This window comes from Nocardioides aequoreus (genome assembly GCF_000720335.1).
Classification (GTDB): domain Bacteria; phylum Actinomycetota; class Actinomycetes; order Propionibacteriales; family Nocardioidaceae; genus Marmoricola; species Marmoricola aequoreus.
Window position 1 is genome coordinate 279,795 of sequence record NZ_JOJN01000001.1, and the last position, 23,482, is coordinate 303,276.

Consider the following 23,482-nt stretch of genomic DNA (forward strand, 5'->3'; position numbering starts at 1 on the left):
AGGAACCTCCTCCGTGGCGCGCGGTGACGTCCACGGATTATCCGTCAGGTATGGACCAGCTGTGCCAGCAGGTCAGAAGCGCGCCGGCTCGCGGTACTCGCCCCACTCCTCGCGCAGGGCGTCGCAGATCTCGCCCAGCGAGGCCTCGAGGCGGCAGGCCTCGAGCATCGGGCCGACCATGTTGGTGTCGTCGCGGGCGGCCTGCACCATCCGGGCGATCGCCTCGGCGATGGCCGCCTCGTCGCGACCGGCCCGGCGCTCGGCCAGCTCGCGCACCTGCTCGCGCTCGACCTCGTGGGAGACGCGCATGATCTCCAGCTCGCTGGTGACCGACTCGGTGTGGCAGTTGACGCCGACGATGCGCTTCTCGTCCTTCTCCAGCGCGGTCTGGTAGACGAAGGCCGCCTCGGCGATCTCGGAGGTGAACCAGCCCTCCTCGATGCCGCGCAGCAGGCCCCGGGTCACCGGGTCGTCGCCCTCGCGGGCCGAGCGCGCCAGCCCCTCGACGTCGTCGTGGCGCAGGTCGGAGCCGCCGAGCTCGAGGATGGTGTCGAAGATCCGGTTGGCCTGCGCCTCGATCTGGTCGGTGAGCGCCTCGACGTACCAGCTGCCGCCGAGCGGGTCGGCGACGTTGGCGACGCCGGTCTCCTCCATGATCACCTGCTGCGTGCGCAGCGCGATCTCGGCGGCCTGCTCGCTCGGCAGCGCCAGGGTCTCGTCGAGGGCGTTGGTGTGCAGGCTGTTGGTGCCGCCCAGCACCGCGGCCAGCGCCTCGAGGCCGGTGCGCACGACGTTGTTGTAGGGCTGCTGCGCCGTGAGGCTCACCCCGGCGGTCTGGGTGTGGAAGCGGAGCCACTGCGCCTTCTCGGTGGTGGCGCCGTAGACGTCGCGCAGCCAGCGCGCCCAGATCCGGCGCGCGGCGCGGAACTTGGCGATCTCCTCGAAGAAGTCGACGTGGCTGTCGAAGAAGAAGGAGAGCCCGGGGGCGAAGACGTCGACGTCGAGCCCGCGCGAGAGGCCGAGCTCGACGTACCCGAAGCCACCGGCGAGGGTGAAGGCGAGCTCCTGCGCGGCGGTCGAGCCGGCCTCGCGGATGTGGTAGCCCGAGACGCTCAGCGGCTTGTACGCCGGGATCTCGGCGGCGCAGTACTCCATCAGGTCGCCGATCAGCTTCAGGTGCGGCTCGGGCGGGAAGAGCCACTCCTTCTGGGCGATGTACTCCTTGAAGATGTCGGTCTGCAGCGTGCCGTTGAGCTTGGAGAGGTCGGCGCCCTGCCGCTCGGCGGCGACGAGCATCATGCAGAAGACCGGCACCGCCGGACCGCTGATCGTCATCGACGTGGTGACCTGCTCCAGCGGGATGCCGTCGAAGAGCACGTCCATGTCGGCGGCGGTGTCGACCGCGACGCCGCAGTGGCCGACCTCGCCGAGGCTCTTCGGGTCGTCGGAGTCGCGGCCCATCAGGGTCGGCATGTCGAAGGCCACCGACAGCCCGCCGCCGCCCCGGGCCAGGATCATCTTGTAGCGCTCGTTGGTCTGCTGGGCGTTGCCGAAGCCGGCGAACTGCCGGATCGTCCACTGCCGCCCGCGGTAGCCGGTGGGGTAGAGGCCGCGGGTGTAGGGGAACTCGCCGGGCCACTCGGAGTCGTCGGTGCCGTACGCCGGCGCGACCTCCTCCCCCGAGAGGGTGGTGAAGTCGGCGTCGCGCACGCGGCCCTGCGCGAAGGCCGCGTCGTACCGCTCCTGCCAGCGCTGCCGACTGGTCGTCGCCTCTGTGTCGCCCGCTGTGTCCCCGGTCACGTCGCTCATGGTCGGATCGTAGCCGCGATGTGAACGGTCGCTAACCCGTCGTCGAGGTCACCTGCTCCGCGTCGCGGGCCCGCAGTAGGGTCAGGCCCGTGCCTGAGGTCAAGCCGCTGCAGAAGGTCCTGGTCGCCAACCGCGGAGAGATCGCCGTGCGCGTCATCCGTGCCTGCAAGGACGCGGGCATCGGCTCGGTGGCGGTCTACGCCGAGCCCGACCGCGACGCGCTCTTCGTCCGGATCGCCGACGAGGCGCACAGCCTCGGCGGCGCGACGCCCGCCGACTCCTACCTCGACATCGACAAGATCATCGCCGCGGCGAAGGAGTCGGGCGCCGACTCCGTGCACCCCGGCTACGGCTTCCTGGCCGAGAACGCCGACTTCGCCCAGGCCGTGCTCGACGCGGGGCTGGTCTGGATCGGCCCGCCCCCCGCGGCCATCGACGCCCTCGGCGACAAGGCCAAGGCCAAGCACATCGCCGAGCGCGCGAAGGCGCCGCTGGCCCCCGGCACCAAGGACCCCGTCGAGGACGCCGACGAGATCGTCGCCTTCGCTGAGGAGCACGGGCTCCCCGTCGCCATCAAGGCCGTCTACGGCGGCGGCGGCCGCGGCCTGAAGGTCGCGCGCACGATGGAGGAGATCCCCGACGCCTTCGAGGCCGCCGTCCGCGAGGCCGTCGGCGCCTTCGGCCGCGGCGAGTGCCTGGTCGAGAAGTTCCTCGACCAGCCCCGCCACGTCGAGACCCAGTGCCTGGCCGACCAGCACGGCAACGTCGTCGTCGTCTCCACCCGCGACTGCTCGCTGCAGCGGCGCAACCAGAAGCTCGTCGAGGAGGCGCCCGCGCCGTTCCTCACCGAGGACCAGGTCACCCGGCTCTACGAGAGCTCCAAGGCGATCTTGCGCGAGGCGGAGTACGTCGGCGCCGGCACGTGCGAGTTCCTCGTCGCCCAGGACGGCACCATCTCCTTCCTCGAGGTCAACACCCGGCTGCAGGTGGAGCACTGCGTCTCCGAGGAGGTCACCGGTCTCGACCTGGTGCGCGAGATGTTCCGCATCGCCGCCGGCGAGGAGCTCGGCTACGACGACCCGCCCGTGCGGGGCCACTCCATCGAGTTCCGCATCAACGCCGAGGACGGCGGCGCCGGCTTCATGCCCGCGCCCGGCACACTCACCCGCTGGCACCCGCCGTCCGGCCCCGGCGTCCGCCTCGACGGCGGCTACGAGGAGGGCGAGACCATCCCCGGCGCCTTCGACTCCCTCGTCGCCAAGCTGATCGTCTCCGGCCGCGACCGCACCCAGGCGCTGGAGCGCTCGCGCCGCGCGCTCGACGAGTTCGTCGTCGAGGGCATGCCGACCGTCATCCCCTTCCACGCCGCGGTCGTCGACGACCCGGCCTTCATCGGAGACGGCGAGTCCTTCTCGGTCTACACGCAGTGGATCGAGACCGACTTCGACAACCAGCTCGAGCCCTACGCCGGGCCCACGGCCGACGCCGACGAGCCCGAGGAGCGCCACCGCGTCACCGTCGAGGTCGGCGGACGCCGCCTCGAGGTGGTCCTGCCCGGCGGCCTCGCCGCCGTGGGCGGGGGCGCCGGTGGCGGCGCTGCGAAGAAGCCGAAGCGGCGTACGGGCGCGAAGGCCGGCGGCGCCGTCTCCGGCGACGCCGTCGCCTCCCCGATGCAGGGCACCATCGTCAAGGTCACCGTCGCCGACGGCGACACCGTCGCCGAGGGCGACACCATCGTCGTCCTCGAGGCGATGAAGATGGAGCAGCCGCTGAAGGCCCACAAGGCCGGCACCGTCACCGGCCTCGACGCCGAGGTCGGCGCGACCATCGCCAACGGCGCCGTCGTGTGCGAGATCAAGGACGCCGAGTAGGCGCAGTCAGGTCCGCCCCCGAGGTCTCGAGACGGTTGCTGCGCAACCTCCTCGACCACCCGGCGACCCGGGTGGTCGAGGAAGGCGCGCAGCGCCTGTCTCGAGACCCGGCGAGGCGGCGTACGGCGCGGCGGGGCGCTAGCGGGCCCACCCCTGCTACCTTTGTCGTCTAACTCACTCGACTTAGGGAGCAGACATGTCCGGTGGTGAGGGCGACTGCTGCGTCGTCGTGGTCGGGGCGGGCGCAGGAGGGGCGCTGACGGCGACCCACCTGCTGAGCGCAGTCTCCCCGCGCTACCGCGTGGTGCTGGTCGACCCGGCCGCGACGACGGGGCGGGGGGGCGGCGTACGCCACGACCGACGAGCGCCACCTGCTCAACGTGCCGGCCAGCGGCATGACCGCCTTCCCGCGCGATCCGGAGCACTTCTTCCGCTGGGTACGCCGCCACCGCGACGCCGACGCGCAGCCGCAGCACTTCGTGCCGCGCCGGTGGTACGGCGACTACGTCGAGGACCTGCTCGAGACGGCGGCGGAGTATCCCGGCAACGCCGGCTTCGAGCGGCGGCGGGCGCGGGTCACCGACCTCGTGCGCGAGGGCGAGCGCCTGGTGGTGCACGACGACCAGGGCGGTACGACGGTCGCGCGCGCCGTGGTGCTCGCCGGCGGCACCGCGAGCGGCAGCACCTGGGCGCCGGGAGAGCTGCGCGGGAGCGCGCGCTTCGTGGCCGACCCGTGGACGCAGCCGCTGCCCGACGACGGCGACCTGCTGCTGGTCGGCACCGGACTCACCATGGTCGACGTCGCCGTCTCCGCCGACCGGCCGGGTCGCACGATCCACACCGTCTCCCGCCACGACCTGCTCCCCCGCGTGCACCGCGTGCCGACCACCCCGCCGGTGCCGCCGCCCCCCGGGATCACCCGGCTGACCGACCTCGCCGAGCTGGGCGAGGCGATCCGCACCCACGTCGCGCGCACCGTCGCGGCCACCGGCGACTGGCGTCCCGCGATCGACGGCCTGCGACCGGTCACCGCGCAGCTGTGGTCGGGGCTGGCGGAGGAGCAGAAGCAGGCCTTCCTCACCCGACACGCCCGCACCTGGGACGTGCACCGCCACCGGATGTCGCCCGACGTGGCGGCGCGACTCGACGCGATCACCGAGGCCGGCCGGCTGCAGCGGCACCGCGGCACCGTCACGGCTGTCCACGAGCACGACGACGGCCTCGAGGTCGACCTCAGCGACGGCTCCACCCTCCGGGTGGCCGGGGTCGTCTCCTGCACCGGCCCGGTCGGCACGATCGCCCACGACCCCCTGCTCACGACGCTCGCCCGCAGCGGCGTCGTGCGTCCCGGACCCGTCGGGCTCGGCATCGACGTCGCCGACGACGGCCGGGTGCGCGGCGTGCTGCCGACGACGATGCCGGTCTACGCGCTCGGGTCCCTGCGGCGCGGCAGCCTGTGGGAGACCACGGCGATGCCGGAGATCCGCGAGCAGGCCTACAACGTCGCCCAGCGCGTCGTCCGCGCCCTGCACGGCGAGACAAAGCGCCGTCCGACCGACGTCTACGGGCTGTGCCTGACCACGGACGCCACGGCGGCGCGGGCCTACAACGACGCCCTCGGCCGGCTGCTCCGGCTGCAGGACGGCGCCGAGCGCGGGCTGCGCGAGGCGGTCGAGCACGACCCCGACTTCGTGCAGGCCCAGGCGGCGCTGGCGCTGCTCGGCCACGAGTGGGGCACCACCACGGACTGGGGACGCCGCCTCGACCGCGCGCACACCGCCGCGTCGCGACGCTTCCTCGACGACCGCGAGGTCAGCTTCCTGCGCGCGGTCACCACGCGGCTGCGCACCGACGAGGCCACCGGCGCGGCCGCCCTGCTGCGCCACGTGCGGCTCTTCCCCCGCGACGCGCTCGCGGTGAGCGTCGCCGTGCCCACCGTCGCCTTCGGCGGGCTCACCTCGGGCCGCCAGACCGCCGACCTGGTCGAGAGCCTGGGCCGCAGCTACGGCGACGACTGGTGGTACGCCGGCCAGCTCGCCTTCGTGCGCCAGGACCAGGAGCGGTGGGCGGAGGCCGAGGAGCTGGCGGCGTACGCCCTCTCCGTGGAGCCCGCCTCCGGCCACGCCGTGCACGCCCGCGCGCACGTCTTCTACGAGACCGGCGCCCACGCCGAGGGCCTGGCGTGGCTCGACGACTGGATCGGGGGCTGCGGTCGGCAGGCCAACCACCGCTCGCACTTCTCCTGGCACGCCGCGCTGCACGAGCTGATGCAGGGCGACCTCGACGGCGTACGCCGCCGCTACGCCCGCGAGCTCGCGCCGCCGGAGGTGCACGGGTCCCGCGCACTGGTCGACAGCGCGGCCCTGCTGTGGCGCTGCCGCGTCACCGGCGCGTGGCAGGACGAGTTGCCGGTGCAGCAGGCCTGCGAGGCCGCCCCCGTGGGCTGGCTCTCCGAGCCGCCGACGCCCTTCGCCGCGATGCACAGCGCGCTGGCGCTCGCCGCCGACGCCGACGACGTCGGGCTCGCCGCGCTGCGCGACGTCGCCGCCCGCCACGCCGACCCCGTCTTCCGCGACGTCGTGTCGCCGCTGTGCGCGGCGCTGGCCCGGCTCGTCGAGGGCTGGTACGCCGAGGCGGCCGACGCCCTGGGCGCCCTGCTCCCCCGCACCGGCGCGCTCGGCGGCAGCGCCGCGCAGCGGGAGGTGCTCGAGGACACCCTGGTGCACGCCCTGGCCCTGGCGGGCCGCACCGCCGAGGCCGCCACGGTGCTCGACCGGCGGCTCGACCGCCGTCCGTCGGCCCTCGACGTACGCCGCCGGGCCCGGCTCCTGAGCCCCTCGCCCCACTGAGTCGTACGCCGAGTGCTACCTCAGCGTCCCTCAGACCTCCTCCCGCCGACCCTGACGTAGCACTCGGCAAATTCACCGGCCGGCCGGTGAATTTGCCGACGGCGGCCCCGACCCGGCGTGACCTGCGCCACGCCCGGAGGGCGGCATGTCCGGGTCTGCAGGGGACTACCAACGAGTATGAAACGGCTACTCGCGAGTCTCGGAAAAAACGTGAGGAGAGATTCGTGTTTGAGCCTGGAACATGACAGACTCCTCGCATGACTCAGGTGCCTCCGACCACCCTCACCCACGACTCCGCCACCCCCGACCGGGGCCAGGCGCTGGCCGACCGGCTGCGCGAGGGTGCGGAGTTCGCCGTGACCTTCGGCGGCCAGGGCACGGACTGGTTCGCCACCCTGCGCGAGCTCCTCGAGGAGGACCAGGCAGGCGACCGCGTCGCCGAGCTGGTCGAGGAGTCGGCCCGCCGCGTGGCTCCCGTCTCCGGCCGTCTCGCCGCCGCGCTGCCGCGCCCCTTCGCGCCGCAGCAGTGGCTGGCCGACGAGGCCGAGGTCGACCGCGACGAGAGCTCGGCGCCCGCGCTCGGCGTCCCCGGCGTGCTGCTGAGCCAGTTGGTCGCGCTCGACCTGCTCTCCGCGGAGGGCCTCGACCTCACCCGCGTGGCGCCCGTCGCCGCCGTCGGTCACTCGCAGGGCATCCTCGGCGTCGCGGCCTTCGCCGGCCGCCGCGAGGAGGAGGCCTGCAGCGACGTCGACCTGCTCGCCATCGCCCGCCTCATCGGCGCCGCCGCGGGCATCGTCTCGCGCCGCGCAGGCCTGGTCGGCCACGGTGACGAGTCCCCGATGCTCTCGGTCGCCGGCGCCGAGCTGCCCGACGTCGAGCAGCTCGCCGCCCAGGTCAGCCGCGACGACGACCAGGTCGTCGTCGCCGCCGTCAACGGCCCCCGTCGCACCGTGCTGAGCGGCTCCCCCGACGGCCTGCGCCGCTTCCGCGCCGCCGCCGACGAGCGCGCCGCCCGCGAGAGCGCCGAGGTCGAGCAGAAGGCCCGCGGCGGTCGTCCCTTCGGCCCCGTGCTCGAGTCGATCCCCGTCGCCGTCGGCTTCCACCACCCCGCCCTCGCGCCCGCCGTCGACCTGGTACGCGAGTGGGCCGAGGAGTGCGGCCTCGACGCCGCCCTCGCCGAGCACCTCGCCCAGGCCATCTGCGTCGAGCAGGTCGACTGGCCGCGCGAGCTCGTCGACGCCGTCGGCGAGCAGACCGCCTGGGTCCTCGACCTCGGCCCGGCCGAGCTGTCGGCCAACCTCACCGCCCGCGCGCTGCGCGGCCGCGGCGTCACCGTCGTCCCCGCCGCCACCGCCGCGGGCCGCGACCAGCTCTTCACCGTGGGCGCCGAGCTCACCCGCGCCGCCGACTGGTCGGCGTACGCCCCCCGGCTGATCGACCGCGGCGACGGCACCCCCGTCGTCGACACCGCCTTCACCCGCCTCACCGGCAAGTCGCCGATCCTGCTCGCGGGCATGACCCCCACCACCGTCGACCCCGCGATCGTCGCCGCGGCCGCCAACCGCGGCCACTGGGCCGAGCTCGCCGGCGGCGGCCAGGTGACCGAGCAGATCTTCGCCGACAACGTCGCCCGCCTGGGTGAGCTGCTCGACGAGGGCGCGACCGCGCAGTTCAACACCCTCTTCCTCGACCCCTACCTGTGGAAGATGCAGGTCGGCGGCCAGCGCCTGGTGCAGAAGGCCCGCCTCGCGGGCGCCCCCTTCGACGGGCTCGTCATCAGCGCCGGCATCCCCGAGACCGACGAGGCCGTCGCGATCATCGAGGACCTCCACGCCGCGGGCATCAGCCACGTGGTCTTCAAGCCCGGCACGGTCAAGCAGATCCGCCAGGTGCTCGCCATCGCCCGCGAGGTCGAGACCCCCGTCATCGCCCACATCGAGGGCGGCGTCGCCGGCGGCCACCACAGCTGGGAGGACCTCGACGAGCTGCTGCTCGCGACGTACGCCGAGCTGCGCAGCGTCGACAACCTCGTCGTCTGCGTCGGCGGCGGCATCGGCACCCCCGACCGCGCGGTCGACTACCTGCGCGGCACCTGGGCCACCGCCCACGGCGAGGCCGCGATGCCCGTCGACGGCGTGCTCATCGGCACCGCGGCGATGGCCACCAAGGAGGCCACCACCGCCGACGCCGTCAAGGACCTGCTCGTCGCCACCCCCGGCGTCGCGACCAGCGACAACGGCGGCTGGGTGGGCGCCGGCCGCAGCGCCGGCGACGTCACCTCCGGTCGCAGCCAGCTCGGCGCCGACATCCACGAGATCGACAACGCCGCCTCCCGCTGCGGCGCCCTGCTCGACCAGGTCGCCGGCGACGCCGAGGCCGCCCTCGCCCGCAAGGACGAGCTCGTCGAGGCCATGGCCGCGACCTGCAAGCCCTACTTCGGCGACGTCGAGACCATGACCTACGAGCAGCTGCTGCGCCGCTACCTCGAGCTCGCCGGCCCGCGCGCCTCCACCGAGTCGCTGACCGGCAAGGACGCCGCCGGCAGCCAGTGGCTCGACGTCACGCTGCGCACCCGCTTCGAGGAGCTGCTCGACCGCGCCCTGGCGCGCGTCGTGCCCGAGACCTCCGGCGAGGTCGAGCGTCCCTACGAGCTCGCCCAGGTCGCCACCGACCCGGCCGGCTGCGTCGACGCGCTCGTGGCGGCGTACCCCGAGGCGAGCGACTGCGTGCTGCACCCCGCCGACGTCTCCTTCTTCGTCGAGGTCTGCCGCCGTCCCGGCAAGCCGGTCACCTTCGTGCCCGTGGTCGACGCCGACGTACGCCGCTGGTGGCGCTCCGACTCGCTGTGGCAGGCCCACGACGAGGCCTACCCCGCCGACCAGGTCATCGTGATCCCCGGCCCGGTCGCCGTCGCCGGCATCACCGTCAAGGACGAGCCGGTCGCCGACCTGCTCGACCGCTTCGAGGCCGCGCTGGTCGACGACCTCGCCGCCGCCGACGTCGCCCCGCTGCGGGCGGTCGCCCGCACCACCGTGGGCGACGACGTCACCCTGCTCGACGCCGCGGCCGCCGCCACCGACCTCGTGTGGGCCGGACGCGTCATCGCCAACCCGCTGCACCGCCTGGTGGGCACCGAGGCCGGCCTCGAGGCCGGCGACGACGACACCACCGCCGTGCTGCGCGTGCCGCTGAGCAAGGGCGAGCTCGCGCTGCGGGTCGACCTCTCCGGCGTGCCCGCCGGCGGTCTCCCCGTCATCAGCGAGGAGTCGGTCACCTCCGCGATGGCCGACCTGCTCGCGGTCACCGCGGGCGGCACCCTGCCCGAGGTCGTCGACGGCAGCGCGACGGTCACCACGACCTGGACCTCCGCGCTCGTCGCCGACCACGTCGGCGTCACCGACCCCGCCCGCCGCCGCAAGGGCGAGGGCCAGGCCGACCCGCAGGCCGGCGTCGTCCCCGACACGCTCGTGGGGCTCGCCTGGCCGGCGGTCTTCGCCTGCATCGGCCCCGTCGAGGGCCTGCTCGACCTGGTGCACCTCGACCACCGGATCAGCCTGGAGCGCCCGCTGACCGAGGTCGCCGACGGCGCCGAGCTGACCCTCACCGCCACCCGCACCGGCACCGTCGACTCGGTCGCCGGCCAGGTGATCTCGGTCGACGTCACCGTCACCGAGGGCGACGCGACCGTGGCCACGCTCTCCGAGCGCTTCATGGTGCGCGGCCGCACGGGCGAGGCCGAGCTGGCCGGTCCCGGGTCGGTCACCGGCGACGCCGAGGAGCGCCCGCGCGCCCGGCTCGACCGCTTCACCGCCACGGCGCCCCAGCACATGGTCGCCTTCGCCGCGGTCAGCGGCGACCACAACCCGCTGCACACCGACGTGCCCGCCGCCCGCCTCGCGGGCTTCGAGGGCCCGATCGTGCACGGCATGTGGACCTCCGCGGTCGCCCAGCGCGCCGCGGCGTCCGCCGGCGCCTCGCACCACCCGCGCGCCGTCCGCTCCTGGCTGACGCGCTGGGTCGCGCCGGTGCAGCCGGGCGCCGAGGTCGAGGTGACCGTCGAGCGCACCGGCGTGCTCGCCGGCGACACCGTGCTCGAGGTCAGCGTGCGCGCCGACGGCGAGCTCGCGATGGTCGCCGAGGCCGTGGTGGCCGCGCCGCGCACGGCGTACGCCTTCCCCGGCCAGGGCATCCAGAGCCAGGGCATGGGCCTCGACGCCCGCACCCGCTCCGCCGCCGCCCGGCAGGTCTGGGACCGCGCCGACGCCCACACCCGCGAGGCCCTCGGCTTCTCGATCCTGGCCGTCGTCCGCGACAACCCGACCGAGCTGTGGGCCGACGGCGAGCTGCACCGCCACCCCGACGGCGTGCTCTTCCTGACCCAGTTCACCCAGGTCGCGATGGCCACGCTGGCCGTCGCCCAGGTGGCCGAGATGCGCGAGAGCGGCGTCTTCGTCGAGGGCGCGATCACCTGCGGCCACTCCGTGGGCGAGTACAACGCGCTCGCGGCGGTCACCGGCATCCTCCCGCTGGAGGCGCTGCTGGAGATCGTCTTCCGCCGCGGCATGGCGATGCACCACCTGGTGCCGCGCGACGCGCAGGGCCGCTCCAACTACCGGCTCGCGGCCATCCGGCCTTCGCAGATCAAGCTCGCCGACGACGAGGTCGCCGGCTGGGTGGCCGAGATCTCCGAGCGCACCGGTGAGTTCATCCAGATCGTCAACTACAACCTGCGCGGCTCGCAGTACGCCATCGCGGGCACCGTGCGCGGTCTGGAGGTCCTCGAGGAGGAGGTCGCCGAGCGCCGCAAGCGCTTCAACGGCAAGGCCGCCTTCATCCTGGTGCCGGGCATCGACGTGCCCTTCCACTCCTCCGAGCTGCACGCCGGCGTGCCCGACTTCAGGGCCACGCTCGACGACCTGCTGCCCGAGACGATCGACCCGACGCTGCTGATCGGGCGCTACATCCCCAACCTGGTGCCCCGCCTCTTCTCCCTCGACAAGAGCTTCGTCGAGGAGGTCGCGGCGTACGTCGACTCCCCGCTGCTCAAGCCGGCGCTGGAGGACTGGGACACCTGGTCGGCCGACCCGAGCCGGCTCGGCCGGGCGCTGCTGATCGAGCTGCTGGCCTGGCAGTTCGCCAGCCCGGTGCGCTGGATCGAGACCCAGGACCTGCTCTTCGCCACCCCGGCGCAGGAGACCGCGACCGGCACCGGTCTGGGGATCGAGCAGTTCGTCGAGGTCGGCGTCGCGGGTGCTCCCACGATCGCCAACCTGGCCGCCAACACCACCAAGCTGCCGACCTACGACGGCGAGGCGCCGCGCATCCTCAACGTGGAGCGCGACTCCGCCGTGGTCTTCGGCACCGACACCCCCGTGGTGGAGGACGAGGAGGAGACCGACGAGACCGCGTCGGGCGAGTCCTCGGCCGCCGAGTCCTCGCCGGTCGAGCCTGTCGAGACCAAGGCGGCCGCTCCCTCTGCCGCCCCCACCGCGGCGCCGGGTGCCGAGCGTCCGGCGGACCTGACCTACAGCGCCGCCGACGCGACCACCACGCTGGCCGCGCTGCGCACCAAGGTGCGGCCCGACCAGATCGGCACAGCCGACACGATCGAGGCGCTATGCGACGGCGTCTCCTCGCGCCGCAACCAGCTGCTGGTCGACCTCGGCGCCGAGCTCGGCCTGGGCGCCATCGACGGCGCCGCCGAGGCCGACTGGAAGTCGCTGGGCGGCAAGGTCGACAAGCTGGCCCGCGGCTACTCCGCCTTCGGCCCGGTGCTCACCGAGGCCGTCGGCGACACGCTGCGCAAGTTCGCCGGCTCGAAGGGCTCGAAGGCCGCGGCCATCACCGACCGCGTCACCGACACCTGGCAGCTCGGCCCCGGGTGGGTCAGCCACGTGCAGGCGCTGCTCGCGTGCGGCCTGCGCGACGGCTCCTCCACCCGCGGCGGCGCGCTCGGCTTCGACAGCCAGCCCGCCGACGTCGCCAGCGCGGTCGACCAGGCCGTGCAGGCCGTCGGCGCCGCCCACGGCGTGAGCGTCTCGATGCCCGCCGGTGGCGAGGGCGGCGGTGGCGGCACCGTCGACGCCGCCGCGCTGGGCGAGCTGACCGAGTCGATCACCGGCCCCGAGGGCGTGCTGGCCTCCACTGCGCGCCACCTGCTGGGCCGGCTCGGCCTGGCCGACGAGGGCGTCGGCGAGTCGGAGGAGGACCTCGACGCCGAGCTGGTGCAGCTCGTCGAGGCCGAGCTCGGCTCCGACTGGGCCAAGAAGGTCGCCCCGGCCTTCGACGCCAAGCGCGCCGTGCTGCTTGACGACCGCTGGGCCTCGGTCCGCGAGGACTTCGCCCGTGCCTGGGCCGGCGACGAGGACGTGCTGACCCGCAGCTACGCCTCGCTCGACGCCAACGCGCAGGCGCAGGCCGCCTGGTGGCTCGAGCGGGCCCGCACCGAGGGCCGCAGCGACCTGGTCGACTTCTACGAGGGCGTGCTCGCCGCGGTCGACACCGCGCCGCAGTACGCAGGCGAGGTCGCCGTCGTCACCGGCGCGGCCCCCGGCTCCATCGCCGGCTCCGTCGTCGGCGACCTGCTGCGCGGCGGCGCCACCGTGGTGGCGACCACCTCGCGGCTCTCCAAGGCCCGGCTCGACTACTTCCGCGGCCTCTACCGCGACCACGCGTCGACCGGTGCTGCCCTGTGGGTGCTGCCGGCCAACCTGGCGTCGTACGCCGACGTCGACGCGCTGGTCGAGTGGATCTCCTCCCCCGTGGTCGAGGAGGCGGGTGGCCAGCGCACCGAGCTGCGCCCCGCGCTCTCCCCGACGCTGGTCTTCCCCTTCGCCGCCCCGCCCGTGCAGGGCACCGCGGCCGACGCGGGTCCCCGCGCCGAGGTGGAGTTCCGCGTGCTGGTCTGGGGCGTGGAGCGCCTCGTCACCGGCCTGGCCGCCCAGGGTGCCGAGCACAAGCTCGGCCAGCGGGTGCACGTGGTCCTGCCCGGCTCGCCCAACCGTGGCCGCTTCGGCGGCGACGGCGCCTACGGCGAGGCCAAGGCGGCGTTCGACGCCTTCGTGCAGCGCTGGCACGCCGAGTCGGCCTGGTCGGCTCGCGTCTCGCTGGCCCACGCCCACATCGGGTGGGTGCGCGGCACCGGCCTGATGGGCGGCAACGACCCGCTGGTCGGCGCCGTCGAGGCCGCCGGCGTCCGCACCTGGAGCCCGGAGGAGATGACCGCCGAGCTGCTCGAGCTGTGCACCGCCGACGCGCGGGCCAAGGCGGCGCAGGCGCCGATCACGGCCGACCTGACCGGCGGCCTGGGCGAGGCCGACCTCGACCTCGCTGCCCTGGCGCGCGAGGCCCGCGACGCCGCGACGGCGTCCGACGCCGACGCTGACGAGACCGACGCCAAGACCACGGTCACCGCGCTCACGCACCCCGCCGGCTGGGGGACCACCCAGGCGACGATGCCGTGGGCGGACCTCGACGCCAAGCCCGAGGACCTCGTGGTCATCGTGGGCGCCGGCGAGGTCGGCCCCGTGGGCTCGGCGCGCACCCGCTTCGAGATGGAGGTCGAGGACCACCTCTCCGCCGCGGGCGTGCTCGAGCTGGCCTGGGTCACCGGCAAGATCGTGTGGGAGCACGAGCCCACCGCCGGCTGGCACGACGCCGCGTCGGGCGACCCGCTCACCGAGGCCGAGGTCGTGGAGAAGTACGCCGAGGAGCTCGAGGCGTCCGTCGGCATCCGCCGCTTCCGCGACGACAACCAGCTCATCGACGGCACCGCGCCGCTGATGGTCTCGGTCTACCTCGACGAGGACACCTCCTTCGTCGTCCGCACCGAGGAGGAGGCCCGCGCCTTCGCCGAGGCCGACCCGAAGCACACCCGGATCGCTCCGGGTGAGGACGGCGACTGGGTGGTCACCCGCCTGGCCGGCGGCGAGATGCGGGTGCCGCGGCGCTTCAAGCTCACCCGCTTCGTCGGCGCCCAGGTGCCCGACGGCTTCGACCCCGCGGTCTGGGGCCTCGGCGCCATGGTCGAGTCGGTCGACCGGCTCGCGGCGTGGAACCTCATCGCCACCGTCGACGCCTTCGTCTCCAGCGGCGTCACCCCGGCCGAGCTGCTGCGCTGGGTGCACCCCACGCAGTTCGCCAACACCCAGGGCACCGGCATCGGCGGCATGCAGTCGACCCGCCGGATGTACGTCGACGCGCTGCTCGGCGAGGAGCCGCCCAACGACGTGCTCCAGGAGGCGCTGCCCAACGTGGTGGCCGCGCACACCGTGCAGAGCTACCTCGGTGGCTACGGCGCGATGGTGCACCCGGTGGCCGCCTGCGCGACCGCCGCGGTCTCCGTGGAGGAGGGCGTCGACAAGATCAAGCTGGGCAAGGCCAGCGTGGTCGTGGCCGGCGGCTTCGACGACCTCGGCATCGAGGGCATCCTCGGCTTCGGCAACATGAGCGCCACCGCCGACACCGCCCAGATGCTGGGTCGCGGCATCGAGGAGCGGCACGTCTGCCGGCCCAACGACCGCCGTCGCGGCGGCTTCGTGGAGGCCCAGGGTGGCGGCGCCGTCGTCCTGGCCCGTGGTGACGTGGCGGCCGAGCTCGGCCTGCCCGTGCTGGGCGTCGTGGCCTACGCCGCGTCGTTCGCCGACGGCATCCACACCTCCATCCCGGCGCCCGGCATCGGCGCGCTCGGTGCGGGCGTGGGTGGCACGAAGTCGCCGCTGGCGAAGTCGCTCGACAAGCTCGGCCTGGGGGCCGACGACCTCGCGGTGGTGAGCAAGCACGACACCTCCACGGCGGCCAACGACCCCAACGAGTCGCAGCTGCACGAGAAGCTCGCCGACGCGCTCGGCCGCACCCAGGGCTCGCCCCTCTACGTGGTCTCGCAGAAGTCGCTGACCGGTCACTCCAAGGGCGGGGCCGCGGCCTTCCAGCTCAACGGCCTGTGCCAGATGCTGGCCGCCGGCGTCGTCCCGCCCAACCGCGGGCTCGACTGCGTCGACGAGCAGCTCGCCGTCAACGAGCACCTGGTCTGGCTGCGCAAGTCGCTGGAGACCGGCCCGCTCAAGGCCGGCGTGCTGACCAGCCTCGGCTTCGGGCACGTCTCGGCGATGATCGTGGTGGCCCACCCGGGCGCCTTCGCCGCGACGCTGTCTGACACCCAGCGCGAGGCGTGGCTCGAGCAGGCCTCCGCCCGCCTGGTCGCGGGTGAGGCCCGTCGCCTCGACGCGATGCACGGCGGCGACCCGCTCTTCGTCAAGGCCGAGCAGCGTCGCTTCGCCGACGCCGACCTTGCCGCGACGAAGGCCGACGAGAGCGCCATGCTCGTCGACCCCGAGGCCCGCCTCGGCGCCGACGGCGTCTACGCCCGAGCCGCCCGTTGACCGACGACCGGATCCCCGGGGAGGCGACCAACCCGTCGCCTCCCCGGGACCGGGTCGTCGAGGAGGTTGCGCAGCAACCGTCTCGAGACGCCCCGACCCTCGACCTCGAGGGCGCCGTCGGCATCGGCGTCGACCTCGTCGCCATCACCGCCTTCGCCGAGCAGCTCGAGGAGCCCGGCACGCGCTTCGCCCGCGTCTTCACCCCGGGTGAGCGGCGTACGGCGGGCGACGACCCGCAGCGCCTCGCCGCCCGCTGGGCGGCCAAGGAGGCGGTGATCAAGGCGTGGTCGAGCACCTACGCGGGCCGCCCCGACGCCATCGACCGCGACCACGTCGACCTCCGCGAGATCGAGGTCCGCACCGACGCCTGGGGCCGCCCCTCCATCCGCCTCCACGGCGAGATCGCCCGCGGCATGGCCGGCTACACCGTCCTGGTCTCCCTCACCCACGACCCCGCCGCCGACACCGCCGCCGCCTTTGTCGTCCTCCAGAAGACCTGACCCCTCCCCCCTCGGTGGTCGAGGTGCGAGGCGCGCCAGCGCCGAGCCTCGAGACCCGGTGAGCCGACAGCCCGCCCTGAGCCCCGCCGGTCGAGCCCGTCGAGACCCCGTACGCCGCCCGCTCACCCGTACCTCGGGTGGTCGAGTAAGTCGCGCAGCGACTGTCTCGAGACCCGGTGGCCCGACGGGCGCCTCCACCCCTGCCGATCGAGCCGTCGAGACCCCTCCCTCGGGCGGTCGATGAGGGCCCCCGGGCGTCCTCAGGACCCCAGCGCGAAGTTTAGATAGACCACAAACGCCACGACGAAGGCCACAACGACGAGGAAGCCGGCGAACAGCCCCTCACCCAGGCGGCGCCAACTCCTCCGGGTGCCGACGAGCCACGTCAACGTCAGACAGACCAGCACCGTCACGAAGAGCAGCTGGCTCTTCAGGAGGAGGACCCCGGCGAACGTGAGGACACCGATGGCGATCCCGACCCCGATCGCAGCCAGACGCTGCGCAGTCTCTGCCCGCATCCGTCGGCGCGTCACCGAAGGAGTGTGCCGTACGTGAAGCCCCTGCGAGTCATGTCTCTGGGGAAATCCTCGCGTCTGGGTCTACGACCAGCGACTGCTGTGGCACTGGGACGTCGCCATCTAGGCACGCTTGCGCTGATCCACCACCACTCGCGAGCAGTGGCGCCTAGCCTGACCTCCTCGCGACCACGAGGAGGATCCATGACCAGCGTTCCCGCCGGCGACGACCGGCAGTACGTCGTACTTCAGACCGTCCTGCGGGAGAAGATGTGGAGCGCTGGGTCGGGAAACCTCACCGAGTTGGAAGACGTGCTCAACGACCAGGCCGCCCGCGGCTACCGGCTGCACACCATCACCACCGCGTCGTCCGGCAGCTCGGGCTTCGGCGGCGGGGACCGCATCCAGGCGACGATGGTCTTCGAGAAGGTCACCTGACCCGGCAGGGTGTGCCCCGACTAGCCGCGCTCCCGAAAAGTTCTCGACATCGCACACCTGTTCGAGTAGAATCGAACACATGTTCGACGTCGCAGTCGCCAGCTCGGCGCCCCAGCACGCGCCCACCGTCGACGACCTCGAGCAAGCCCTCATCGACCTGGCCTTCCTCGACGGAGCGGCAGACACCGAGGCCACCCAGATCGACCTGATCTCCTCCCTCGAGCGCCTCAAGGGCGCGATCGCCGCCGCCCAGGCCCGCGTCACCGACAACCTCGCCCGCGCCCGCACCGCCCGCGAAGCTGACCGAGGTGTCCCCGCCGCGAAACGATGCCGCGGCCTCGCCACCGAGATCGGCCTCGCCCGCCGCAGCGGCACCCACCGCGGCGCCCGCGACCTCGGCCTCGCCAAGACTCTGGTCCGCGAGATGCCGCACACGCTCGACCTGCTCACCCGCGGCGAGATCAGCGAGTGGCGCGCCACCATCGTCGCCCGCGAGACCGCCGTGCTCTCCGTCGAGCACCGCGCCCAGGTCGACGCCGAGCTGGCCGACCAACTCGCCCGGCTCGGTGACGTCGAGGCCGAGGCGAAGGCCAAGTCCATCGGCTACCGCCTCGACCCCGGCTCCGCGATTCGCCGTACGCGCGGCGCCCGCTCCGACCGCCACGTCAGCGTCCGCCCAGCGCCCGACACCATGTGCCGGCTCAGTGCCCTCGTCCCCGTCGAGCAGGGAGTCGCTTGTCTGGCCGCTCTCCAGCGGGCTGCCGACACCGCGCGCAGTGACGGCGAGCCCCGCTCCCGCGGCCAAGTCATGGCCGACACCCTCGTCGAGCGGATCACCGGCCAGGAGCACGCCTCCGACGTCAGCGTCGAGGTCCAGCTCGTGATGACCGACAGCACGCTGCTCGCCGACGACCACACGCCGGCCCAGGTCGTCGGCTACGGCCCGATCCACGCTTCGCTCGCCCGAGACATCGTCCACGGCGCCTCCCGCGCCTGGCTCCGCCGCCTCTACACCCGCCCCGACTCCGGCGACCTGGTCGCGATGGACTCCCGCCGACGCACCTTCTCCGGCGAGCTGCGCCACTTCCTCGTTATCCGCGACCAGATCTGCCGAACCCCCTGGTGCGACGCCCCCATCCGCCACGCCGACCACATCACCCCAGCCGCCGATGGCGGCGAGACCTCAGCCGTCAACGGCCAGGGCCTCTGCGAGGCCTGCAACTACGCCAAGCAAGCCGCCGACTGGGAGGCCATGCACCTACCCGGCGACGGGCACCAAGCCCTCATGAGCACCCCCACCGGCCATACTCACGTGTCATCGCCACCGGACCCACCGTGGTGCGCTCCGCCATCGAGCGCCAGTGTTTGGGGAGACCTCGCCGACTCTCACCCCGGCCCGAGCACGCTCGAGGCTCAGTTGCGCCTGCTGCTGACGTGAGCCCAGGATCTGCATCCGCCTTTACACTCTGCCCAAGTGGGGATGTGCGGATGAACCGTGATCAGGTGCGTTGTCGACGTCCAAACGCCAGTAGTCGTAATGGGACACGTCCTCTGCGAGGCGCTCAAGAAGGTCGCAGAGCGTCTGTGATCGTCACATTCAACTTCGACTGGCAGGCGGCCCGAGTAAAGTCGTCAAAGTCGTCGAAGTCGTTCGTTACGAGCCATTTCGAACCCGAGTTTGCCGCGGCGCCGAGCACAACTCGATCTTTGCGATTCTGTGATATCAAGCCGCGAATGATGCGACTCTGCGTCTGATTTGGCCTTGTGGCAAAGCAGACTCTTCCAGCGTCCAAAGCCTGCTGAAAGAGCAGCATGGCGGAACTGACTTGAGACAGCGTCTGCTGATATTCGGCCCAGATCAGACTTGTCTGCAACACTGGGGCATTTTTGCCGTTGTCGTCAAGAACCCAGTTACGTTCGCTATCGTCGATGAGCCACACGAGGAAGTCCAAGGCGTCAGCATAGAACGCAGAGTTTGGATTCTCGCTATGCGCTAGGACGTTGGTGTCGACGACGACGTCTTCGTGCTCATGCATCTGGGAGTCGTGCAGGCTTGCGGCGGTCACTGCGCTTACCGCGTGCGATTCGCGACTGCATTCGAGCCAAGGCAAGAGAGTCCCGCAACTGCTCCGCGAAGAACCCCTCTGGCCACTCCTCTCTGTCAATGCTCCCGCTGGAGGAAATGTCGATTGACTGCACGCGCGCCACTCCGGCATTTTTGTCAGCGAAGAAGACGGCAACATCACCCGCATCGATCACGTCCTCCGCAATCAGGCGCCTGAGACGCAGCAAGAGGTGTTCGCTGTGGGTCTCGATCAGCACCCTCTTTCCTGCGGCAGCCTGACGCGTGAAGTGATCCATGAGTCGCACCTGGAGCGCGGGGTTCAGGTGAATCTCAGGCTGCTGAACCAGCGATAGATTGTTTCTTTCGGTAGCGACCAGACTCTGGGTAACTAGCGGCAATAGTTGGGATAATCCCATTCCGCTATCCACGAGATTGGAGTCGGCACCGCCTTCTTGCGCCTTGCGCACAAGAAGCTCGAACGAGTCATAATCGGGACCAGACTTGAAGCTGAGCCCGCCGTAACCACATGCAATAAGAAAGTCGTTGACGGCGTCGACGAGTCGACCGTTGCCTTCGTACTTGTCCCTAAAGAGCATCTCCGGCGCAAACTCACCAGCAGTACCCACATGCGACGGCGGCTCAGCGCTCATGCGATAGGTCCGCTCTGGAAGGGCTCGGAGCGGGCTGAGATAACTGACCGACGAGAAGACGCTTCCAATAGCGGCGTTCACGTCAGCCTGGACCTGAAAGAAGCGCAGTCCTGCGTCAACCCAGGCACTGATTCGATCGCGATGCTCCTTCTTCACGTCGCGCAGGCTGCCAATTCCACTTAGCCCTGGAGAGCCGCTGATCAAGAAATGCTCTGGGCTTTGATCACGAATGGCGCGAAGCATTGTCGAGACCGGACCCAAGGGTCGCCCAGCACGGCCAGGACTCGGAACCATGGGACCGCTAATCTTGGTGGTCCGTCCGTCTCGGTCCCACGCAAACATGCGCCGCCCCAATTGATCACGCAACTGGTAGCGCTTCAACGCGCTGCTCGCCCCCCTGTCATCGCCAGCGACGAAAGTGAACTCTACTGAGTTAGGGACCATCGGCTCCGAATCGTCTACCACCCACTGGCGAGCGTCGCCTTCGAGTTCGACCTCGAAAGTGACTGGGAGACTGATATCGTGGTTACGAACAAAATCACGAAATCGTCCCGCCTCATACAGCGGCCCCTGCGACAGAAGCGCAGTCTCTGGGCGCGCCGACTCAAGGGTCTGCTTCAAGAGCAGCAACGGCGAGTAGAGCGACGTCTTGCCCGCGTTGTTCGCGCCGAGCAGGAGCGTCAACGGCTTCAGTTCGACCCACCCAGTGTCGACGTATCCGCGATAGTTCTGCCACCTAAACCTCATGATGCACCCATCCGCTCAAGTCGCGCCGATCGCTGGGGAAAGCATGCCTCACGGCTCCGCAATAACAATAGGGATCCGATCAAACGCGGTTGGCGCCACTTACGAATGCCGCGGAACTCAGGCGGCCCCGGTCTGCGACGGTTCACTGATGTGGGCAGTCAACGCTCCCGTTCCGTGACGCTGATCGTCACCCATGCTGCTGCAGCGCGTGGTGATTCGTACTTCACCGAAGTACTGGCACTGCCGTCAGGTAGCAGGTCAACTCACAGCCAGGGAAGGGTCAGCGTCGCGAAAGCAGCACGACCGGGATCATGCGATCCGTCTTCGCCTCGTACTCAGCGAACCCCGGGTACCGCGCCTTCTGCTCCTCCCAGATGGCAGCGCGCTCGTCACCCTCGAGCACCCGCGCGGTGACGTCGAGGGTCTCGGTGCCGACCTCGACGCGAGCATCCGGGTGGGCGCGAAGGTTGTGGTACCAGGTGGGGTTGGTGGGGGCGCCGGCCTTGGAGGCGAAGACGGCGAAGTCGTCGCCGACGGCCTGGTACATCATCGGGTGCACGCGCTCCTCGCCGCTCTTGGCGCCGGTGCTGTGCAGCAGGAGGAGGGGTGCGCCCGCGAAGGGGCCGCCGACCTTGCCGCCGTTGGCGCGAAACTCCTCGATGATCTGGTCGTTCCAGTCGCTCATGCTCGCCAACCTACGGCTCCTTGACGCGTACGACGGCGGTGTCGATGCTGTCGGCGTGATCGTGCGATCCCGACTTGCGGCCGGTGCCTTCCATCCCGAGCTGCGGTTGGCGTCCCGGCTGCTCCCCTCGGGAGTCGTCTCGCGCCACACGTTGCGACCGATCCGGCGGGCGGAGCGGCTGATGCGCGGCGATCCGGCGTACGTCGAGTACGAGGTCAGCGAGACGGCGTCGGTGCGCGTCTATCGCCCCACCACGCTGGTCGAGCGGGCGCCGGCGGTGCTGTGGGTGCACGGCGGCGGCCTGGTCATCGGTACGCCGCACCAGGACGAGGCGTCGATGCGCGAGATCGCCGACGACCTCGGCGTCGTCGTGGGGCTGGTGCGCTACCGGCTCGCGCCCGAGCATCCCGCCCCCGCAGCGGTGGAGGACTGCTACGCCGCGCTGGTGTGGCTGGCGATGCAGGACGACGTCGACCCCGAGCGGGTCGCGGTCGCCGGGGCGAGTGCGGGCGGTGGGCTCGCGGCGGCGACCGCGCTCGTGGCGCGCGACCGGGGCGGTCCGTCCCTCGCGCTGCAGCTGCTCGTCTACCCCATGCTCGACGACCGTACGGCGGCCCGCGCCGACGCCGACCCGGAGCACCGACGCGTGTGGAGCAACGCCTCCAACCACATCGGCTGGTCGGCCTACCTCGGCGTCGAGGCTGGCTCCCCCGACGTGCCGGAGTACGCCGTGCCCGCGCGCGCCGCCGACCTCAGCGGGCTGCCGTCGGCGTGGCTCGGCGTCGGCACGCTCGACCTCTTCCACGACGAGGACCTCGCGTACGCCGCGCGGCTGCGGGCGGCGGGGGTCGAGGCGCACACGCTCGTCGTGCCGGGCGCCTTCCACGGCTTCGACGCGCTGCGGCGTACGGAGGTGGTGCGCCACTTCCGCGCCGAGATGATCGGCGCACTGCGCGGCGCGCTCACCTGAGGAGCCTCACACCTCCAGGGTGCGCACGTCCTTGGTGATCTGGTCGCCCGACTTCTCCAGGAAGACGATCTGGCCGAACTCCAGCATCGACCAGTCGTCGGCCTCGGTCAGCGGCTCGGAGGCGAAGATCGCCGCGGTCGCCTGCTCCTCGTCGCACTCCTCGAAGTCGTAGGTCGCGTCGTCCTTGTCGAAGTTGCGGCCCATCAGCAGGTACATCGGCTCGAGCAGCATGCCGAGCGCCAGGTCGTCGGAGCCCGGCTCGGCCTTGCGCAGCTCGCGCCAGTCCCCCGCCGGGTCGGTCTCGCCCTGGTAGCCGGTGCCGCAGTTGACGCCGACGATCCGATTGGGCGAGACCAGCGCCATCTTGAGCTTGGCGAGCCCGGCGAGGTCGAGGTCCTGCATCGCCTTCACGATCAGACGCAGCATCTGCTCGAAGGCCCGCTGCACGTCGTCGTTGCTGACGCCCTCCAGCAGCGAGAGCAGCAGCACGTAGAGGAACTCCGTGTCGGTGGTGCCGGCCATCTGCTCGAGGTAGTCGTCCTTGCAGTGCTGCAGCAGCTCGCGCTGCAGGACCTTCCAGTGCGGGAGGTCGCCGTTCTGCGCGACGATCCAGGGCGTGCCCTTGTAGGAGTAGGGGTGGCAGTTCTCGTCGGCCAGCACGGCGCCGGCGTTGTACGCCGCGGCGCGCACGTGGGCCAGCATCGTGCTCACCTGCAGGCTCGGCACGATCCCCTCGACGTTGTCGTCGTAGAAGGCGGCCATGGGGCGGCGGTAGAGGAAGGGCACCTCGGGCTTGAGCAGGTGCTCGCTCCAGCCCGCGAAGCCCCAGCCCGCCAGCTGCAGCTCGGGGTGCAGCTCAGGGTCGAGCGTCTGGTTGACCAGGCTGTTGGGCGGGTTGAGCAGGAGGTTCTCCAGCGGGAGCTCCGGCCCGATGTAGGCGAGCACGCGGCACATGGGGTCTCCCTGGTCGACAGCCCCGAGATCACGAAGCCCCTGCAGGCTA

At 71.9% G+C, this 23,482-nt stretch carries 12 protein-coding genes and 1 pseudogene; 7 read left to right on the top strand and 6 right to left on the bottom strand.

Annotation, left to right across the window (positions count from 1 at the left end):
- Nucleotides 1-72: 72 nt before the first annotated feature.
- The gene (gene icmA, locus IG63_RS0101290; protein WP_051706019.1) at nt 73-1,809 is read right to left on the bottom strand and encodes a coenzyme B12-dependent isobutyryl-CoA mutase large subunit; all 1,737 of its coding nucleotides are present in this window, start codon (nt 1,807-1,809) and stop codon (nt 73-75) included.
- An 89-nt stretch (nt 1,810-1,898) separates the two neighbouring features.
- On the opposite strand from icmA, the gene IG63_RS0101295 reads away from it, so the two are divergent.
- The 4 genes and pseudogenes from IG63_RS0101295 (at nt 1,899) to acpS (ending at nt 16,409) form a co-directional block, all read left to right on the top strand.
- The gene (locus IG63_RS0101295; protein WP_030482575.1) at nt 1,899-3,680 is read left to right on the top strand and encodes an acetyl/propionyl/methylcrotonyl-CoA carboxylase subunit alpha; all 1,782 of its coding nucleotides are present in this window, start codon (nt 1,899-1,901) and stop codon (nt 3,678-3,680) included.
- A 335-nt stretch (nt 3,681-4,015) separates the two neighbouring features.
- A pseudogene (locus IG63_RS23165) lies at nt 4,016-6,529 on the top strand (FAD/NAD(P)-binding protein); the annotation flags it as partial.
- Between the two features lie 257 nt (nt 6,530-6,786).
- On the top strand, nt 6,787-15,909 hold the full coding sequence (locus tag IG63_RS0101305; RefSeq protein WP_051706021.1) for a type I polyketide synthase: 9,123 nt from the start codon (nt 6,787-6,789) through the stop codon (nt 15,907-15,909).
- Complete coding sequence (gene acpS / locus IG63_RS0101310; RefSeq protein WP_245604237.1) at nt 15,906-16,409, top strand: holo-ACP synthase AcpS; 504 nt, start codon at nt 15,906-15,908, stop codon at nt 16,407-16,409. The genes IG63_RS0101305 and acpS overlap by 4 nt, the downstream gene beginning before the upstream one ends.
- A gap of 260 nt (nt 16,410-16,669) precedes the next feature.
- Here acpS and IG63_RS0101315 read toward each other — a convergent pair whose 3' ends face one another.
- On the bottom strand, nt 16,670-16,942 hold the full coding sequence (locus IG63_RS0101315) for a hypothetical protein (protein WP_157209973.1): 273 nt from the start codon (nt 16,940-16,942) through the stop codon (nt 16,670-16,672).
- A gap of 186 nt (nt 16,943-17,128) precedes the next feature.
- Here IG63_RS0101315 and IG63_RS0101320 point away from each other — a divergent pair, with 186 nt between their 5' ends.
- Entirely contained in the window at nt 17,129-17,362 is a 234-nt protein-coding gene (locus IG63_RS0101320; RefSeq protein ID WP_030482579.1) for a DUF4177 domain-containing protein, read from the top strand.
- Between the two features lie 79 nt (nt 17,363-17,441).
- Nucleotides 17,442-18,800, top strand: coding sequence for an HNH endonuclease (locus IG63_RS0101325; RefSeq protein ID WP_084596473.1), 1,359 nt, complete (start codon nt 17,442-17,444; stop codon nt 18,798-18,800).
- A gap of 124 nt (nt 18,801-18,924) precedes the next feature.
- Here the strand turns inward: IG63_RS0101325 and IG63_RS22475 are convergent, their stop codons facing one another.
- The 3 genes from IG63_RS22475 to IG63_RS0101335 form a co-directional block, all read right to left on the bottom strand.
- A complete protein-coding gene (locus tag IG63_RS22475; protein WP_169741740.1) occupies nt 18,925-19,314 on the bottom strand; it encodes a hypothetical protein in 390 nt (129 codons plus the stop codon).
- A 76-nt stretch (nt 19,315-19,390) separates the two neighbouring features.
- Nucleotides 19,391-20,761 (bottom strand): AAA family ATPase, encoded by a 1,371-nt coding sequence (locus tag IG63_RS21950; RefSeq protein ID WP_169741741.1) that lies wholly within the window; start codon nt 20,759-20,761, stop codon nt 19,391-19,393.
- Between the two features lie 343 nt (nt 20,762-21,104).
- Complete coding sequence (locus IG63_RS0101335) at nt 21,105-21,509, bottom strand: nitroreductase family deazaflavin-dependent oxidoreductase (protein ID WP_030482582.1); 405 nt, start codon at nt 21,507-21,509, stop codon at nt 21,105-21,107.
- Between the two features lie 55 nt (nt 21,510-21,564).
- Here IG63_RS0101335 and IG63_RS0101340 point away from each other — a divergent pair, with 55 nt between their 5' ends.
- A complete protein-coding gene (locus IG63_RS0101340; RefSeq protein WP_211249162.1) occupies nt 21,565-22,479 on the top strand; it encodes an alpha/beta hydrolase fold domain-containing protein in 915 nt (304 codons plus the stop codon).
- Nucleotides 22,480-22,485: 6 nt separating this feature from the next.
- Here IG63_RS0101340 and IG63_RS0101345 read toward each other — a convergent pair whose 3' ends face one another.
- Nucleotides 22,486-23,433, bottom strand: coding sequence for a class II glutamine amidotransferase (locus tag IG63_RS0101345; RefSeq protein ID WP_030482584.1), 948 nt, complete (start codon nt 23,431-23,433; stop codon nt 22,486-22,488).
- Nucleotides 23,434-23,482: the final 49 nt, after the last annotated feature.